This window comes from Mucilaginibacter sp. SMC90 (assembly GCF_022811725.1).
In the GTDB taxonomy this organism is placed as follows: domain Bacteria; phylum Bacteroidota; class Bacteroidia; order Sphingobacteriales; family Sphingobacteriaceae; genus Mucilaginibacter.
This window is the reverse complement of record NZ_CP094527.1, coordinates 5,180,826-5,197,728: the sequence shown is the minus strand read 5'-3', so window position 1 is coordinate 5,197,728 and position 16,903 is coordinate 5,180,826. Positions and strand designations below refer to the sequence as shown.

Sequence of the window (16,903 nt, the reverse complement as noted above, 5' to 3'; positions counted from 1 at the left end):
CTATGAGAGCTATAATTATAACTATTTTCTTATCGGCCATAACCTTAACATGTTTTGGCCAGTACGGTAAGGATTTTCGTAACCTGGGCGATAGGGCATTTGGGGATAAGGACTATTACGAAGCTGCCTTTTATTACCGTAAGGTTGCAGAAGGTATGAACCTGCTGCAAAATAAAGAGGTGCCGTTTCAAACCATGAACAAGGCACCTAAAAAGGATAAGCCATCTGATGCCACGTATGTAAGCTACAGGCTGGCCGAATCATACAGGCTATATGAAAATTATATTGAGGCCGAAGGCTGGTATAAAAAGACTGTTGATGCCCCCGATGCGGCAACCTATCCGCTGGCAAGGCTTTGGCACGGGGTGTGTCTCCGCGCCATCCAGCGCTTTGATGATGCCATTACCGAGTTGCAGCAGTTTAATGCGGGTTATGACAAAGCCGACGAGTACAAGGCCATAGCTAATAAGGAAATAGCCAACTGTAATTTCGCTAAAGAACAATACAAATATCCGCAGCTGCTTGAAGCCGTAAAACTAAAAGGTGACTGGAATTCAGATGGCTCGGACTATGCGTTGCTGCAAGTGGGCGACAACTTTATGTTCACCTCGTCGCGCTTTGCAAAGGATGATAAAAAGCATATCAACCGTATTTACACAGCCAATGCCGCCAATGGGTTAAAACCACAGGTTGTTACCTTAAAAGATAACGATGCCAAAAAGGAAACTGAATACGGAACGCCTTCATTAACACCGAATGGTAAACGAATGTACCTTACCCGTTGGTATAAAGAAGGCAGCAAAGTTTACCATAGTATTTATTTTGCCCAAAAGCAGGATAGCACCTGGTTGCCATTGCATAAGCTGGGTAATAACGTTAATGCTGACGGCTACAACTCGATACAGCCGTTTATCACTGCCGACGGAAAGCGAATGTTTTTTGTATCAAACAAACCCGGCGGTTTTGGCGGAGATGATATTTGGGTGAGTGACCTTGGTGATGACGGCGAGGCTACAAACGCCGTGAACCTGGGCAGCAGCATTAATACAGATCGTGATGAGCAGGCCCCATATTATAATGCCGGTGAAAAGAGGTTGATATACAGTTCAAAAGGATTTATCGGCTTAGGAGGTTTTGATTTTTTTGAAAGTAAAGGTGATGTTGGTAATTGGGTTGCTCCGGTAAACATGGGGTACCCTATGAACTCGGCAAAAGATGACCTTTATTTTGTTCCCGATAATAAAGATGCTAACAAATGGTATATCAGCTCGGACAGGGAGTCGGACTGCTGTTTAAACCTGTTTGAGGTGCATAACAAAAGCTTTGTTTTGGCAGGCATAGTTACCGACTGTGAAACTCATAAGCCATTAGCCGGTGTTAAGGTTAGTTTTATTGATTCGCTTACAAAGAAAACCCTGAAAGAGTTAACCACCGGGGCCGACGCCAAATATGCTTTCGCAGTAACCTCAAAGCGGCCGTACAATTTAAAGCTCGAAAAAACAGGCTACTTCACTAAAGTGCTGCCAATTCCTGTAAGCGGGCAAATGAGTAATGATACGCTTTACAACGCCGAGATCTGTTTGCAAGCCTTTGAAAAGGATAAACCTATAGTGATCAATAATATTTTGTATGATTTCAATAAGGCGACATTAAGGCCCGAATCTAAAACGGTACTTAATAGCCTGGTTACCATTATGAAGGATAACCCTAAGATAATTGTAAGGCTTGGGGCACATACAGATTCGATAGGCAGCGTAAAATACAACATCAAGCTGTCGCAGGCCAGGGCGCAATCATGTGTGGATTATATAATAAGCCAGGGAATAACCAGTGAGCGCATTTACGCAAAAGGGTATGGAAAAAGCATGCCTGTTGCACCAAATTCATTACCTAATGGCAAGGACAATCCTGCCGGAAGGCAACTTAACCGACGCACAGAATTTACAGTAGTAAAAACAGAGTAATCATGGATTTATTAACCTAAGGGATTTTCTTATGAAAGAATCAGCAACATTTCACCGACCGTTTTTAAGAACAAAAGGCTTTTCAACCTTTCACATTCACATTTTTGAGCTGATACTGCTTGGCAAGGCCAATCGCGAGATCAACAGGCTTATGGGCTATACGCCCAAATCGCACATGGTGGTTGACCATTCGCGCCAGGTTATGAATAAAATACTTTCGTACGAGGGCTTGTGTAAACGCGATTATAAAGATAGGGTTGTGTACCCGCGTAAATACCAGTTCTGGTGGAAAAAATTACTCGAAAAGCACAAGGGTACCCTGATCCAGAAAGCGATAATACCCGAGTATTATGAAGATGTAGCACCAGGTATTTGAAGATAATGGGGCATGTTTTAGGTTGATGTGCCCTGGGTTGTAATGGTTAGTACGAGCCCCGCGGATGGATGTCTGTGGGGTTCGTTGTTTTTTGATTATTTTTTAATGTAGAGACGGATAATTGCGTCTCTGAACTATACAGAGTCGTTTTACAAGCGGGAGACGCAATTATGCGTCTCTACAATTAAATTTCCCACCCGTAACAATTCAATTACAAATTCATTGCTGCTTAAAATAAAAGTGTAATTAATACACTGTGAGTGGTTTAAATAGTTATTATTGTGTAAGCCAATTATTTGAACAGCTTTTTTAGCGATACTGCATTTGTATTTTTTGCTTTGTACGTAAATCCTTTTAGCAGGGCTTAGTAATGCTGCTTTTATGGCTGTTCATTAAACGTAAACCAATAATAATCTCAAACATGTCATTAAAAACAAAACTCACCTACGTTTTTTTGACAGGATTAACCTTCCTGCTTTATTCCTTTAAAAAACCGTTTGATAAGCCTCGTGTGCTTGTATTTTCAAAAACCTTGGGCTGGCACCACTCCTGCATCCCCTTCGGAATAGCGGCCATTCAAAAATTAGGTAATGAAAATGGTTTCGATGTGGATACTACCACCAATTCGGCTAATTTTAATGACGATAACCTTAAGAAATACCAGGCAGTAGTATTTAACTGCACCACAGGTAATGTGCTTAATGCGGTTGAACAGGCTGCTTTTGAGCGCTATATACAAGCTGGTGGAGGTTTTATGGGTGTTCACTCTGCTGCCGATACCGAGTACGACTGGCCATGGTACGGCAAATTGGTTGGAGCCTATTTTTCAAGCCACCCCAATAATTCCAATATCCGTAAAGCTACCATCGATGTAACAGATAAAAGTCAGCCGGCTACAGCTAACCTGCCAACAAGGTGGGAACGTACCGACGAATGGTATAACTACAAATCTATTTATAACGGTATCCATGTGCTGGCAAGCCTTGATGAAAATACTTATGATGGTGGTACCAATGGAGCAAATCACCCTATAACCTGGTACCACGAGTTTGATGGCGGCCGGGCTTTTTATACAGGCTGCGGCCATACCGACGAGAGCTACAGCGATCCTTTGTTTTTAGGGCAATTGCTTGGCGGTATAAAATACGCTATGGGCAATGGCAAGCCGCTTGATTATAACAAATCATACTCAAAGGTAGCGCCAGATCAAACCCGGTTTATCAAAACTGTTTTGGTGAGCAATATTGCCTCGCCAATGGAACTGGCCGCTGCCAAAGATGGCCGGGTGTTTTTTACTCAGCTGATGGGAAACTTTTCTGTATACAACACCAAAACCAACAAGTTTAAAGTGATCCATAAGTTTCCGATCACTTATGAAGGTGGTACGGGAGTAATCGGCCTCACGCTCGATCCTGAATTTGAAAGGAACCAGTTTGTTTACATTTATTATATGCCGGCCGGGCAAACCATTGAGCCGCTTAATTTCCAGTTATCCCGCTTCAAATTGAGCCCGGCAGATGTACTTGACCTGAAATCAGAAAAGATCCTGCTTAAAGTTCCCGTGCAAAAAGTCAGCGGTGCACATCACGGTGGTTCGCTGGCCTGGGATAAGGATAAAAACCTGTACCTGTCAACCGGCGACAGCTCAAGCCCGTTTCCCTCCGACGGTTATGCACCGCTGGATGAACGGCCGGGCACGGAGCATTACAGTCTTGATGCACAACGCAGCGCCGGGAATACAAATGATTTTAAGGGTAAGATCTTACGGATCCATCCCGAAGCGGATGGTACCTATACTATCCCTGAAGGAAACCTGTTTCCGAAAGGCACAGCCAAAACCAAACCCGAAATTTATGTAATGGGTTGCCGTAACCCTTACCGTATCGCTGTAAATCCTAAAACATCCGTTTTATATTGGGGCGAGATCGGGCCGGATGCAGGTAATGACTCACCTCGTGGTCCGCGTGGGTATGATGAGTTTAACCAGGCTCGTAAAGCTGGTAACTTTGGCTGGCCATATTTTGTTGGCAATAATTTTGCTTACTCGCATTGGGATTTTGTGAACGCTAAACCGGGGCCAAACTTTGATCCTAAGGCTCCGGTAAATAATTCGCCCAATAACACCGGCTTAAATGTGTTACCGCCAGCCACCCCGGCCATGATCTGGTATCCTTATGCCGCTTCGGATGAGTTTCCTGAATTGGGAATGGGCGGGCGTTGTGCCATTGGCGGCGATTTTTATGAGTTTGATAAGAATATCAAAAATCCTAATAAGTTTCCTGAATATTATGACGGCGCGTTGTTTGTTGCCGACTGGATGCGCAACTGGGTAATTGATCTGCGGTTTGATCGGAACGAGAATTATTTGCGCAACGAGGCCTTTATGCCTGCCAACGGTGATTTCAGGAGACCAATTGATATGCAGTTTGGTCCGGATGGTGCTTTATATATGCTTGAATATGGTTCGGTTTATGGTGCACAAAATGAAGATGCCCGTCTGGTGAAAATTGAATACAATACAGGTAACCGCGCACCTGTTGCTAAAGCAAGTATTTCGGATACAGCAGCTTTCAACAAGTTCAACAGGATGAAGTTCCTGACATCTGAAGTGAAGGAGTTTCCGGCTAAGAAGGAAATAGCAGGTCAGGCCCCGCTTAAAGTGAGCTTTAGCAGCCAAAATAGTAAAGATCTGGATGACGATGATAAGATCACCTACCAATGGTTGTTTGATGGCAAAACCGTTGGTGCCGCCACACCTACGGCAAATTATACGTTTACTAAGCCCGGTGTTTATAAAACCATTTTAAAAGTTACTGATAAAGGCGGCTTATCCGGTCGTGATACGGTAATTGTAAGAGTTGGGAATACCAAACCGGAAGTTACTATAGCCAGCGCCGATAATAAATCATTCATCTGGAAAGGTAAACCATTCCGTTATCATGTGGTAGTTAGCGATAAGGAAGATGGTAAGATCGACCCTAAAAAGGTGAAGCTATTTTACTTATATAATCCACAACCGTCGGCCAATAGCACAACGCAAAACCTGACTGCTTTATCTACTACAGAAGTAAGTTATCCGGGTAAAGGTTTGATAGCTGGTAGTGACTGTAAATCGTGCCATACTATTAATAAAACCGCGGTAGGGCCAAGCTTTATGGCTATTGCCAGGCGATATAAAACACAAAAAGGCGCTATCGATCAGTTGTCTAAAAAAATAATTGCAGGAGGCGCAGGTAGCTGGGGTACAGAGCATGTAATGAGCGCACACCCGCAACTCTCAAGTGCTGATACCAGGGAAATTGTGAAATACATTTTTTCGCTTACCGATAAAAAGAGCCCTGTATTGCCGCTGCCTTTAACCGGTACACTCAACTTGAAATTTAATGATGCCGAACCGCGGGGCGAATATACATTGCTGGCATCTTATACTGATAAGGGTGGTAAAGTTGTTGGCCCGCTGAAGGCTACAGATATGGTGGTTTTGCGGAATGCTGCTGTTAAGGCTGTATATGCCGATGAGTTGAAAGGTTTTAACCGTTTTAAAAACGATCTTTCGGCAGGTAATCATAAATCATTTGTACTGTTCAGGAATATAGACCTTACCAATATCAGCAAGTTTGCTTATAAATATGCTTCGAAAGATTATGATGGCGAGATTGAGGTAAGGATCGATTCGCAGGCCGGGCCGGTGATCAGCTCAGTAGGGTATCAAACAACAGGCTCATGGGATAAAACAGGTGAAGTTACCGGGCAATTAAATAAGCCCATAAGCGGAAAGCATGATGTATATTTCTTCGCCATAAAACATTCTAAACCGAGTGATGGTATTTTAAACCTGAAGGATATTCAATTTGTTGAGTAGCTTTATTTATGTAGCGTCATTGCTTCGCACCTTGCAGTGACGGCTTTTTATAAACATTTTATAAGAATAAGCCATTTAATTTTAACCATGAAAAAATCAATCACTCTTATAACCCTGTTAGCCGCTATGGCTTTGGGACAAAACAAAGTATCAGCACAAGACAAGCCGCTTTTTGCCGGCCCTATTGGTGTACAGGCTTATACGTTTCGCAGTAGTATGCCTAAAGCCACAGCATCGGTATTGGATACCATAAAATCATTAGGCATTACCGAAATAGAAGGCGAGGGCCCCAAAGGAATGCCGCCCGAAGAGTTCAGGAAAATGTGTGACGACCGTGGTGTCTCTATCCCATCAACCGGGGCAGGTTATGATGCCATTGTGAATGATCCCGGCAGTGTGATCAAGCAGGCAAAAATATTGGGCGCTAAATATGTGATGGTTGCCTGGATCCCTCATGGTAAAGAGTTTACTTTGGATGACGCTAAAAAAGCTGTTACCGATTTTAACCGTGTGGGCAAAATTTTGAGCGAAGCCGGTTTAACTTTTTGCTACCACAATCACGGTTATGAATTTGGCCCTTATAATGACGGTACCCTGTTTGATTATATCGCTCAAAACACCAACCCGAAATATGTTTCGTTTGAGATAGATATCCTATGGTCGTTCCACGGCGGGCAGGACCCAGCAGCCCTTATTAATAAATATCCAACGCGTATGAAGCTGATGCACCTGAAAGATATACGCAAAGGGGTAGCTAATGATCTGACAGGTGGTACCGATACCAAAAATGACGTTGCTTTGGGAACCGGCCAAATCAATATCCCTGAAGTTTTGAAAGCTGCAAAAAAAGCCGGGATCAAACATTATTTTATTGAAGATGAAAGCTCGTCATACATCGAACAATTGCCGGTTACCATTGCTTATCTGAAAGGTTTAAAAGAATAATATATGAGCAATTTAAACCGCAGACAAGTGTTAAAAGCAATAGGTTTAACGGCAGGTGCAGCTGTGTTGAGTGAAACAGGCTCAGCTGCAGTTACTATAGCACCCAAAATAAACAATGGCTTTGTTTACTCATTAAATATGAGTACCATCCGCGGGCACAACCTTGGTTTTGTTAAGGAACTTGAAGTAGCCGCCAAAGCTGGTTTTACTTCTGTTGAAATATGGATAGATACGCTGCAAACTTATCTGCAAGGCGGCGGCTCATTGATGGAAGCTAAAAAGATCATTGACGGGCTAGGGCTTAAAATTGAAGATGCTATTGGTTTTGCCCCCTGGCTGGTTGATGATGAAACAGCCCGTAAAAAGGGTTTGGAACAATTGCAGCAGGAAATGGAAATGCTGGCTAAGATAGGCTGTCATCGTATTGCCGCCCCTCCGGCAGGTATGACCAAGGGGCCGGTGCTTGATCTGGATGTTATCACCGAACGCTACCTCTCTATCCTGAAAATGGGCGAACAAACGGGTGTTATGCCTCAATTGGAAATGTGGGGAGGCTCACAAAACTTAAAGCATATAAGCCAGGTGCTTTACGTGGCTACACAATGCGGTAACGCTAATGCCCGTATTTTGTTGGATGTATTTCATGTTTTTAAAGGCCAGTCGAGTGTAGAAAGTTTAAACTGCGTCGGCCATCATACGCTGGATATTTTTCATGTGAATGATTATCCGGCGGGTATCAGTCCGGAGCAAATTTCAGAACCCGACAGGATATACTGTGGCGACGGTATTGCACCACTAAAGCAGATCCTGCAAATAGTTAAAAACCCCGAACGTCCGTTGGTGATCTCGTTCGAGGTTTTTAATAAAAGTTATTATGCGCAGGATGCTTTGACGGTAGCCAAAACTGCATTGGCAAAAATGAAGGCGGTGACCGCTTAAATAGTAAAGCAGGATAAAAAAAATGCAGGATTGTGCGATTCCCCTCCGCCACTCTCAAGAGGGGCGGAGGGGGGGCTGCTTTAATAGCCTACTGCAGATGCAGAAACACACCCCTTGCTATCCCTCTTTTCCGCCGCGCCCACTCTCAAGAGAGTAAAAGCCCATGAATTGACAATTCCCTCCCTTGGGAGGGGTGCGTTAGGATTGCGCGCTGGCAGGGAGGGGTTTATACGCCTTTGTGACGACAAGGCATCTCGCTGAAACCTCTCCCTACACCCTCCCAAGGGCAGGGCTGTTGCATTCTAATTCAATGTGCTTTAAAAATCGCACGGTCGAGCGTCCACGCTCGAGTGTTGGCTTTTTTTGAGCGTCCACGCTCGCGTAACAACATCAAAAAGGTAAGCGTGGACGCTTACCTGAGCAATAATTCAAGCGAAAGACGCTTGAACTTGCGACTATATATTAGAATGCAACAGCCCTGCTCCCAAGGGAGGGAATCGCTCAGCCCCCACGCCTTAAACTCCTCTATTGTCTTTTTATGGGCGATAACTCTCAAGAGGGGAATTTAAAAATCGTCTTTATTCTTTTTTCAAATTAAAGAGGGTGAGTTATCTATAATAGGTTTGAGCCAACGAGTACCCAAAATGGGTACCTCTTTTACTTTCCCCCGTAAACAAACTCAACACTATCCTTCACAGTTAGGCCACTCATATTTTGGCCCACGTAAATGATCGTATATTTTGATGGCTTGGTAATATCGTAAGCCTTCAACAAGTCAACAGTAGTCGATAAGCTATCTTTAGGGTTAACCTTGATATAGCTGCTGGCAGGTGGCGGCATAATTCTTTTGGCCATAGCGCCTTTGTATTGCATTTCCTGGCCGCTTGCATCTTTAACGTCAAGGTATTTGCTCATAAGGGGCTCAAACGGGGTATGCCATTTGCAAAACTGACGGGCAGTGTCGGCGTCGTTATAAACTGTAAATTTCAGTATAACTGAATCTCCGACCGTAATGGCGGGCTTGATTTGCATTTTAGCAAACAGGCTTTCACTTGTGGCAGGGGCAGAGGTTTGATTTTTAGCAGAATCAGAAGCGGTAGTGTTGTTTTTTACTTTGTTAACGCTGCAGGCCGATAAGGTTAGCAAAGTTGCAGATAAGATTATTTTGTAGTTTTTCATGCGGCAAATTTAAGCACTTCATTTGCTATCAACTTGTCATCAGGTTATTAAACTTTGTTTTTAAAGTTAATGACCTGATTTAAAGCCGTTTTACGGTAGTCATGTGCCAATTTAACCCTGTCTTAATATTAGTTTGCGTAATTTTGCCGGTATATGGAGCAGATGGCTTTAATTTCTTCATTAAAACACACCACGCCGGTTATCAAGAAACATCAGCCGGATGATAGCTATAAATTTCAGCCGCTGCCCGAACCATCAGGTACATATCCCTATCATTTATCGGTACATGATGTGGTGCCGGATATTACCGATGATAAAATGGTTTTCCATATGGTGGGGGATACCGGCAGTATCCGTAACCCCGGGTCGCAAAAGCGAATAGCAGGTTTGATGGCCGCACAATACAAAACTTTTTCGGGTGCCGATAAGCCTAAGTTTTTGTACCACTTAGGTGATGTTGTTTACAGCTATGGTGAGGCCCAAAACTATTATGATCAGTTTTTTGAACCCTACAGTCTGTACCCCGGACCAATCTTCGCAATAGCAGGAAACCATGATAGTGATGTAAACCCTGCAGCTGCGATGCCATATCAAAGCCTTGATGCGTTTACAACCGTATTTTGTGATACCGTTTCGCGCCCTGTAATGCTGAGCCGTAAAATAGACCGCAAAAGCATGCCGCAGCCCAATATTTACTGGACAATGGATACGCCACTTGCTACAATTATTGGCTTGCACACCAACGTTCCCAAATATGGTGTTGTCACCCGGGAGCAGCGCGATTGGTTTATGGAAGAACTAAGATCTGCAGATGTGCAACGTCCTGATAAAGCTATTATTCTTTGCATGCATCACGCGCCATATTCGGCAGATATTAATCATGGGGCCAGTTTGCCGATGATCGATTTCCTGGAAGGGGTTTTTGATGAAATCGGTATCAGGCCCGATATTGTTTTTAGCGGTCACGTACATAATTATCAGCGTTTCAGTAAGCAATATGATGATTTAACTGTAATGCCTTATATAGTTGCAGGCACAGGAGGCTTTGATGAATTGCATCCTGTTGCTTTAATGGATAATGAAGGCTTTACGGCGGAAGAGCCGCGGTTTGACGGTGTGAGCCTTGAAAATAGCTGCGATACCAAACATGGCTTCTTGAAGATCGCTATTGAGCGAAATAACAAAGGGCTTATCCTTACCGGTGAGTATTATACCACAGCAGATAAAGATGTATCGGTATTAACAGATACCTTTACTGTAAAGATTTAAGTTAAAAAAACAAGAAAGGGAGGTTAAACCTCCCTTGCTTGTTTTGTTAAAGTTCGATAGCCTGTATCGCTTTATCTAAAGCTGTTTCCTGTAATCCGGGCATTTTAACACCTTCAACCCTGAAGGTTTTGATATCTGTCATACCCATGAAACCTAAAACTGTCCTTAAATAAGGCTCAGTAAAGTCATAGGCTTTCATAAAACCTTCAGAGTAAACGCCTCCCGAAGAAATGGCCAGATATACTTTTTTGTTTTTTACCAAGCCTTCCGGGCCTTTTTCGCCGTAGCTGAAAGTTTTGCCTGCACGGGCAATATGATCTATCCATGTTTTTAAAGTTGATGGGATGCTAAAGTTATACATTGGCGTATCTATAACTATGGCATCAGCGCCCATCAATTCGGCAATAGCCTGGTCCGAGTGTTTAACAGCTTCAACAAGCTCCGGTGTCCTCTTTTCTTCGGGAGTGTAAAAAGAGGTAAGATGCGCTTCTTCCAAATGCGGGAACGGAGTAGCTGTTAGATCGTGGGTGGTTAAAGTATTATCCGGGTGTGCCGATTGTAATTCATTAACAATGGCATTGCCTAATTTTACGCTGAATGATGCTTCGCCCTGCGGGCTGCTGATTAGATGTAATATTTTCATTGCTCTATATTTTGTAATGCAAAGCTATCGCACCTAACTATCAAAAAGATACTACTATCCTAAAGGATACCGGTATCCTTTAGGATAGTAGTATCTTGATTTTGAGATATTTGTTTGAACATCAAATAGATATGTTTTATTTGATTTAGCCTTTAACCCGACGGCACCTAAACTGTGCAAAATGCATGGCACGATCTTTTTAACTCCGCGGAGCCAGGTGGTAAAAGCTTTTTTTTGCAGAATTTAAAGGTTTTATGTCTTTTTAACCTATTCATTACCACGTATTTATACGTGTGTCAATTACGTAGAAATACGCTGTAATTACCGTGCGTGCACTTGCATGTTACTAAACCCTGATGCCCAACTTTGGTATAACATCAGCAGCCAAACTGCAACAAACCTATAAACATCTAATTATCATGATTTACCAGACTTTAAGTTTTTTAACTGAGCAGTTGAACAACTATCTCAAAACAACCGATGGAAACAGCGGGCTCAGTTCAACTTTTACCCAACTTAAAAATGTGGCTCATCTGAGCGATGATGAGATCAAAGGGCTGGAAAATATCCTGGTAACACTGGTAAACTTATCCGAAGAGTTCACAATGAAAAATATGCCCAATTATGTGCGTAATGGTGATGATATCAATTATCGCAACGCACCTATGTATCTTAACCTGTATGTTTTGTTTTCGGCCTGTCTTTATTCTTCGTATGAAAAATCGTTGATCTTCCTGTCACACATTGTCGAGTTTTTTCAGGGGAAGAACACCTTTACAACTCAAAATAGTCCGACCACAAAAGTTGGCCTTGGCGATTTTCGCCTCATACTTGATATCTACTCGCCAACATTTGAGCAGGCAAATTACCTGTGGAGTACGCTGGGCGGTAAACAATTTCCTTATGTACTATACCGCGTAAGACTGGTTGAAATATTACGTGATAATGTTACCGAAACACGTGGCATTATTAAAAAGATAGAACTGACAGATAAACTGAGTTAAAGATTAGTGCGGGCGATTTAACCAATAAATTATAAACCCGATGGTACTTGACCTGAACTACGAAACGCTATTTGAGATTGCCATCAGTCATCATTATCATCTTGATGACGGTGCCACGATATTTGACACGCTTAGTGCCGATGCGCGCCTGGCTATGCTGGAGCGTTACGATATAGGCAGTTTCATGAGTGTAGTACCTACCAGGGCCACCCGGGCAAAATTTGCAGGCTTGCATGTGGTTTGTAAGCAAACGGAAACCGGCATCATTACCGGTATTCCATACACGTTAAACGGCACTAAAGAGCAACCACAAATTGTACCGGCAGATAACACGGTATTTAGTTTCAGTGTAGCCATTAATGATGGGCTTTTTGCCAATTATAGTTCGTTGCCATTGAAAGCGCCTGATGGAATGGTGTATTTTTTCACCAATGATCCATCGTTATCACCGCGAGTGGCTCCTTTTTTAACGGCTACGCCTAATGTGTATAAAGCAGCAACTGACTATTACCCGGGAGATATGCTGGTTGATAACCAGGCCGCACCAACTAAGTTGTTCATCGCTCAGCAAAAAAATAACCTTGATCCGGCTGCTGCTGCAACACCCGCCGGTAACTGGATCACTGACGCACTTGTAGGCGGTAAACCGCTAAGTTATGCCGGCAGTGCCGATCTGATCCGCCAATGCGGGCGCGTGTTTACCTACCAGGTGACTGTGGCGGGTAAAACCCCGGCACTTACGATAAAAGACAGGCAGGGCAACGTGATAAACCTGATCACCAGTTTAGAAACGGGCCCGTTAAATATTGTAAAGGCAGATATGGGTAGTTTGCCCGAAGGTTTATACACTGCCCACCTGGCCGATACCGGTTACACTGATGATTTTCCGTTTTATTACAGTACAGATGCATCAGCCTGGGCTTTTATTGATATCTGTGTAAAAACAAGTAATGCGGTATATAATCTTTTACAGGCAGATACAACACTGAAAGCGCCGGTGTTTAGCCTGCGGTTTAAAAACCGGGCAACTTACTGGCGATATATAGGTAAAACTTTTGGAGCTGCATCAGTAAGCGATAGTGCCCTGCCTCTTACAAAACAGGGATTTATAACTGTGAAGGTAAAGGACAAAAATAATAATCCAACTACTGTCGATCTGCCAAACGCAACGGCGTCGCTTATAAAACCAGAAACCAACCAGATTTTTTCAGATATATTTTTTTAGGAAGTAAAAAACAGTAACATGGCAACAACATACAAAACTCCGGGTGTTTACGTGGAAGAAATTCCGCTCCTACCTCCATCGGTAGCCGAGGTTGAAACGGCTATCCCGGCCTTTATCGGCTACACACAAAACATTAGCTACAACGGGGCGTCGCTGCAATACAGCCCTGTCAGGATCAAATCGCTTAAAGAGTACGAGCAGATCTTTGGTTTTGCTGAAAATACGTTGTTTACTACCACAGGAACGCCAACAGGTATCAAGATCAAAAAAGCAGCCGGTGTATTTTCATTTGATGCTGCCATTGATGACCCTTATGCAACCCTGAAATTCAGGATGTATTACTGCCTGCAGCTTTATTTTGCCAATGGCGGCGGCCCGTGTTATATCGTGTCGGCAGGTCAAACCGGTGCGGCTGTTAACGTGGATAAAGCGCTGCTTACTAATGCGCTTGCCGCAGTTCAAAAAGAAGACGAGCCTACCATTTTGCTGTTTACCGATGCTGTAACCCTTACTGTTGCTGCAGATTACTACGGCCTATATACCGCGGCATTGGCGCAGGCTGCATTTTTGCAGGATAGGGTAGTGCTTATTGACCCTTATGTGGCTGTTGCCGATAAAGGAAAAAAAGCATTCGGCGATATCGCAACTACTTTCCGTACCGCTATCGGCGTTAATAACCTTAGCTATGGCGCTGCGTATTATCCTTGGTTACAAACCAGCATCAATTATTTTAGCAACGAAAGCAAACAATTGATTGTTTCAGGAACCGGCGTTACAACAACAGATTTTCCGGCTACTGCCGTACTGCGGGATGATACCAATACCGCTAATTCTATCTATCATATAAACAGCGATCTGTACAATTATATTACACAACAAACCAACTTGTTCTCGGTTATTTTGCCTCCGGCTGCGGCAATAGCAGGTGTGTATGCATCTGTTGATAATACCCGCGGCGTTTGGAAAGCGCCGGCAAATGTGAGCCTTAACCTGGTGGTAGCCCCAATGGTTAAAATTGATGACGCCGACCAGGAAGATATGAACGTTACCAGCACCGGTAAATCTGTAAATGCTATAAGGGCATTTTCGGGTAAAGGTGTATTGGTTTGGGGAGCCCGTACGCTGGCGGGTAATGATAACGAATGGCGTTATATATCTGTAAGGCGTTTCTTTAACATGGTTGAGGAATCGGTTAAAAACTCAACCCAGCCGTTTGTATTTGAGCCTAATGATGGTAATACCTGGGCAAAGGTACGCGGTATGATAGCCAATTTCTTAATACTGCAATGGCGTGCGGGTGCCCTACAGGGCGCTAAGCCGGAGGATGCCTTCTTTGTTCATGTTGGCCTGGGTGAAACCATGACCTCCCTGGATATCCTGGAAGGCAGGCTCATTGTTGAGGTGGGCATGGCTGTGGTTCGTCCGGCCGAGTTCATTATCCTGCGTTTCAGTCATAAAATGGTTCAATCTTAAATCAATTAGTCATGGCTTATAAAACACCCGGAGTTTACGTGCAGGAAATTGCACTGTTTCCGCCATCAGTTGCCCAGGTTGAAACCGCTATACCCGCCTTTATTGGTTTTACGGCTTTTGCCCTGACCCCTGAAGGTAAATCGTTGGTGAATGTGCCAACCCGTATAAAATCATTACTGGAGTTTGAAAGCTTGTTTGGAGCAGGTTATGCGCCTGCGACCGTAAAGGTTACTGTTAATCCGGCTACAAATCAGATCCTGACAGTAGCACCAGATAAGCGTTTCCATCTTTACGTATCGCTCAGGCAATACTTCGATAATGGTGGCGGTCCGTGCTATATCGTTTCGGTAGGAGATTTTTCGGCTGCAGTAAGCGCCGCCCCGATTTCCGGAGGCATCGATACGCTTACAGCCGAAGACGAACCAACGCTTATCCTGTTTCCCGATGGAGTTGAGCTGATTGCGGCCGGCAATCCGGACCTTGTAGCCTTTAGTAATTTGCAAACCAAAGCTTTAGGCTTGTGCGCAACCATGCAGGATAGGTTCTCGATATTGGACGTATTGCAGGGCGATAAAAGGCAGGATGTTAGTAATAAGCCTATCGATAATTTCCGCAGTTCTATCGGCATCAATAACCTTAACTACGGTGCAGCTTATTACCCCTGGATTATAACAAGCTACGATGTAAATGTTGATTTCAGGCAGTTGGAGTTTTGGAATAATGCCTCGCCCTCGGTTAAGATCACTAACTACGATAGCTTTTCAAAAAGCACCGACGAAAAAGCACTGGTAACTAACCTGCAAAATGCTATAAAGGATACTGATAAAGTAATAGGTTTTGTTTTTAGCGCTGCTGCAGATGCAACCGCGTTGAGGGTAAATGGCATCGATGCTGTAAAGGCTAAATTAACCACACTTGCCAATAACATTGCACAAAACGTAACCCCCGATGTGCAGTTAACCGCCTATCTGGATTTAATGGCTGCGATAGTTACATCAGGTAAAAAGGCTAAAGATGCACCGGTTGGCGCATTGTATGGCAAAGATGTAGATGCGTTAAGTACAGACGCAAAACTTCAAGCTGCCATCACCAAGCTGATAGCCTACGAAAAAAATGCAAAGGTAGCGGCCAACACTACCGCAGGCCGTAATCCGACACCGGTTTATTCGGCACTGGATAATACGCCATGGATAGCAAATTCCAACTATGCAGGCATAGCTGCCAATGCAGATAATTTTACCAAAGACGCTGCCGGCGCACTTTCAATTGTACAGGCATTGAGTGATGCCGTGGCCACCATCCTTACGGCTTTTGGCGGTTTGCTAAATGGAGCACTGTTTTACGAAAACCTGGCCGAACAGGCCCTTTTTTCGGGGAACGTATTTTTTGGCGCTACTAACTCAGCCATAACGCTAAAAATGAGTACCATCCCACCATCCGGGGCTATAGCCGGGGTTTATGCCAATGTTGACGGCACCCGCGGTGTTTGGAAAGCGCCGGCCAATGTAAGTCTTAATAACGTGATTGGCCCTGCTGTAAAGATCGATAACAGTGACCAGGACGATATGAACGTTACTGCTACCGGCAAATCAATCAACGCCATCAGGGCGTTTGCAGGCCGGGGTACTTTGGTTTGGGGCGCACGTACCTTAACCGGTAATGATAACGAATGGCGTTACATCCCGGTTAGGCGTTTCTTTATCATGGTTGAAGAATCGGTTAAAAAGGCTACTTATCCTTTTGTATTCGAGAACAATGATGCCAACACCTGGACAAAGGTGAGGGTAATGATCCAGAACTTTTTAACGCTGCAATGGCGTGCCGGTGCCCTTCAGGGCGCTAAACCCGAAGACGCGTTTTTTGTTAACGTTGGCCTCAACGAAACTATGACCGCGCTTGATATTTTGGAAGGCCGCATGATAGTAGAAATAGGTATGGCTGTAGTAAGGCCTGCCGAGTTCATTATCCTTCGCTTTTCGCACAAAATGCAGGAGAGTTAATTAAATCAAATTTTTGAATTTCTT

General features: G+C 43.8%; 12 protein-coding genes. 10 read left to right on the top strand and 2 right to left on the bottom strand.

The features are described 5' to 3' along the window. The first annotated feature begins 2 nt into the window (after positions 1 to 2). From MTO98_RS21790 to MTO98_RS21770, 5 genes are all read left to right on the top strand, one after another. On the top strand, positions 3 to 1,964 hold the full coding sequence (locus MTO98_RS21790; protein ID WP_243481090.1) for an OmpA family protein: 1,962 nt from the start codon (positions 3 to 5) through the stop codon (positions 1,962 to 1,964). 31 nt (positions 1,965 to 1,995) lie between these two features. Next, a complete protein-coding gene (locus MTO98_RS21785; RefSeq protein ID WP_243481089.1) occupies positions 1,996 to 2,340 on the top strand; it encodes a hypothetical protein in 345 nt (114 codons plus the stop codon). Between the two features lie 421 nt (positions 2,341 to 2,761). Continuing rightward, on the top strand, positions 2,762 to 6,202 hold the full coding sequence (locus tag MTO98_RS21780; protein ID WP_243481088.1) for a ThuA domain-containing protein: 3,441 nt from the start codon (positions 2,762 to 2,764) through the stop codon (positions 6,200 to 6,202). Between the two features lie 87 nt (positions 6,203 to 6,289). Beyond that, a complete protein-coding gene (locus tag MTO98_RS21775; protein WP_243481087.1) occupies positions 6,290 to 7,147 on the top strand; it encodes a sugar phosphate isomerase/epimerase in 858 nt (285 codons plus the stop codon). 3 nt (positions 7,148 to 7,150) lie between these two features. Continuing rightward, positions 7,151 to 8,086 carry a sugar phosphate isomerase/epimerase gene (locus tag MTO98_RS21770; RefSeq protein ID WP_243481086.1) on the top strand — a complete coding sequence of 312 codons (936 nt, stop codon included), beginning with the start codon at positions 7,151 to 7,153 and terminating at the stop codon, positions 8,084 to 8,086. A gap of 657 nt (positions 8,087 to 8,743) precedes the next feature. On the opposite strand, the gene MTO98_RS21765 is transcribed toward MTO98_RS21770, so the two are convergent. Next, positions 8,744 to 9,265, bottom strand: a complete 522-nt coding sequence (locus MTO98_RS21765; protein ID WP_243481085.1) for a protease — start codon at positions 9,263 to 9,265, stop codon at positions 8,744 to 8,746. Positions 9,266 to 9,427: 162 nt separating this feature from the next. On the opposite strand from MTO98_RS21765, the gene MTO98_RS21760 reads away from it, so the two are divergent. Further along, on the top strand, positions 9,428 to 10,534 hold the full coding sequence (locus MTO98_RS21760; RefSeq protein WP_243481084.1) for a metallophosphoesterase: 1,107 nt from the start codon (positions 9,428 to 9,430) through the stop codon (positions 10,532 to 10,534). 46 nt (positions 10,535 to 10,580) lie between these two features. On the opposite strand, the gene MTO98_RS21755 is transcribed toward MTO98_RS21760, so the two are convergent. Beyond that, positions 10,581 to 11,177 carry an FMN-dependent NADH-azoreductase gene (locus MTO98_RS21755; RefSeq protein WP_243481083.1) on the bottom strand — a complete coding sequence of 199 codons (597 nt, stop codon included), beginning with the start codon at positions 11,175 to 11,177 and terminating at the stop codon, positions 10,581 to 10,583. 419 nt (positions 11,178 to 11,596) lie between these two features. Here MTO98_RS21755 and MTO98_RS21750 point away from each other — a divergent pair, with 419 nt between their 5' ends. The 4 genes from MTO98_RS21750 to MTO98_RS21735 are packed head-to-tail and all read left to right on the top strand — an operon-like array spanning position 11,597 to position 16,879. Further along, positions 11,597 to 12,181 (top strand): DUF4255 domain-containing protein, encoded by a 585-nt coding sequence (locus MTO98_RS21750; RefSeq protein WP_243481082.1) that lies wholly within the window; start codon positions 11,597 to 11,599, stop codon positions 12,179 to 12,181. A 40-nt stretch (positions 12,182 to 12,221) separates the two neighbouring features. Then, positions 12,222 to 13,406 carry a hypothetical protein gene (locus tag MTO98_RS21745; protein WP_243481081.1) on the top strand — a complete coding sequence of 395 codons (1,185 nt, stop codon included), beginning with the start codon at positions 12,222 to 12,224 and terminating at the stop codon, positions 13,404 to 13,406. Between the two features lie 18 nt (positions 13,407 to 13,424). Continuing rightward, a complete protein-coding gene (locus MTO98_RS21740) occupies positions 13,425 to 14,879 on the top strand; it encodes a phage tail sheath C-terminal domain-containing protein (RefSeq protein WP_243481080.1) in 1,455 nt (484 codons plus the stop codon). An 11-nt stretch (positions 14,880 to 14,890) separates the two neighbouring features. Continuing rightward, positions 14,891 to 16,879 carry a phage tail sheath C-terminal domain-containing protein gene (locus tag MTO98_RS21735; protein ID WP_243481079.1) on the top strand — a complete coding sequence of 663 codons (1,989 nt, stop codon included), beginning with the start codon at positions 14,891 to 14,893 and terminating at the stop codon, positions 16,877 to 16,879. Positions 16,880 to 16,903 lie beyond the last annotated feature (24 nt).

What these genes read in the sequence shown, in the direction of transcription:
- MTO98_RS21770 (WP_243481086.1), top strand. Translation starts at nt 7,151, where the DNA reads ATGAGCAATTTAAACCGCAGACAAGTGTTAAAAGCAATAGGTTTAACG.
- MTO98_RS21750 (WP_243481082.1), top strand. Translation starts at nt 11,597, where the DNA reads ATGATTTACCAGACTTTAAGTTTTTTAACTGAGCAGTTGAACAACTAT.
- MTO98_RS21780 (WP_243481088.1), top strand. Translation starts at nt 2,762, where the DNA reads ATGTCATTAAAAACAAAACTCACCTACGTTTTTTTGACAGGATTAACC.
- MTO98_RS21755 (WP_243481083.1), bottom strand. Translation starts at nt 11,177, where the DNA reads ATGAAAATATTACATCTAATCAGCAGCCCGCAGGGCGAAGCATCATTC.
- MTO98_RS21765 (WP_243481085.1), bottom strand. Translation starts at nt 9,265, where the DNA reads ATGAAAAACTACAAAATAATCTTATCTGCAACTTTGCTAACCTTATCG.
- MTO98_RS21735 (WP_243481079.1), top strand. Translation starts at nt 14,891, where the DNA reads ATGGCTTATAAAACACCCGGAGTTTACGTGCAGGAAATTGCACTGTTT.
- MTO98_RS21775 (WP_243481087.1), top strand. Translation starts at nt 6,290, where the DNA reads ATGAAAAAATCAATCACTCTTATAACCCTGTTAGCCGCTATGGCTTTG.
- MTO98_RS21790 (WP_243481090.1), top strand. Translation starts at nt 3, where the DNA reads ATGAGAGCTATAATTATAACTATTTTCTTATCGGCCATAACCTTAACA.
- MTO98_RS21745 (WP_243481081.1), top strand. Translation starts at nt 12,222, where the DNA reads ATGGTACTTGACCTGAACTACGAAACGCTATTTGAGATTGCCATCAGT.
- MTO98_RS21785 (WP_243481089.1), top strand. Translation starts at nt 1,996, where the DNA reads ATGAAAGAATCAGCAACATTTCACCGACCGTTTTTAAGAACAAAAGGC.
- MTO98_RS21760 (WP_243481084.1), top strand. Translation starts at nt 9,428, where the DNA reads ATGGCTTTAATTTCTTCATTAAAACACACCACGCCGGTTATCAAGAAA.
- MTO98_RS21740 (WP_243481080.1), top strand. Translation starts at nt 13,425, where the DNA reads ATGGCAACAACATACAAAACTCCGGGTGTTTACGTGGAAGAAATTCCG.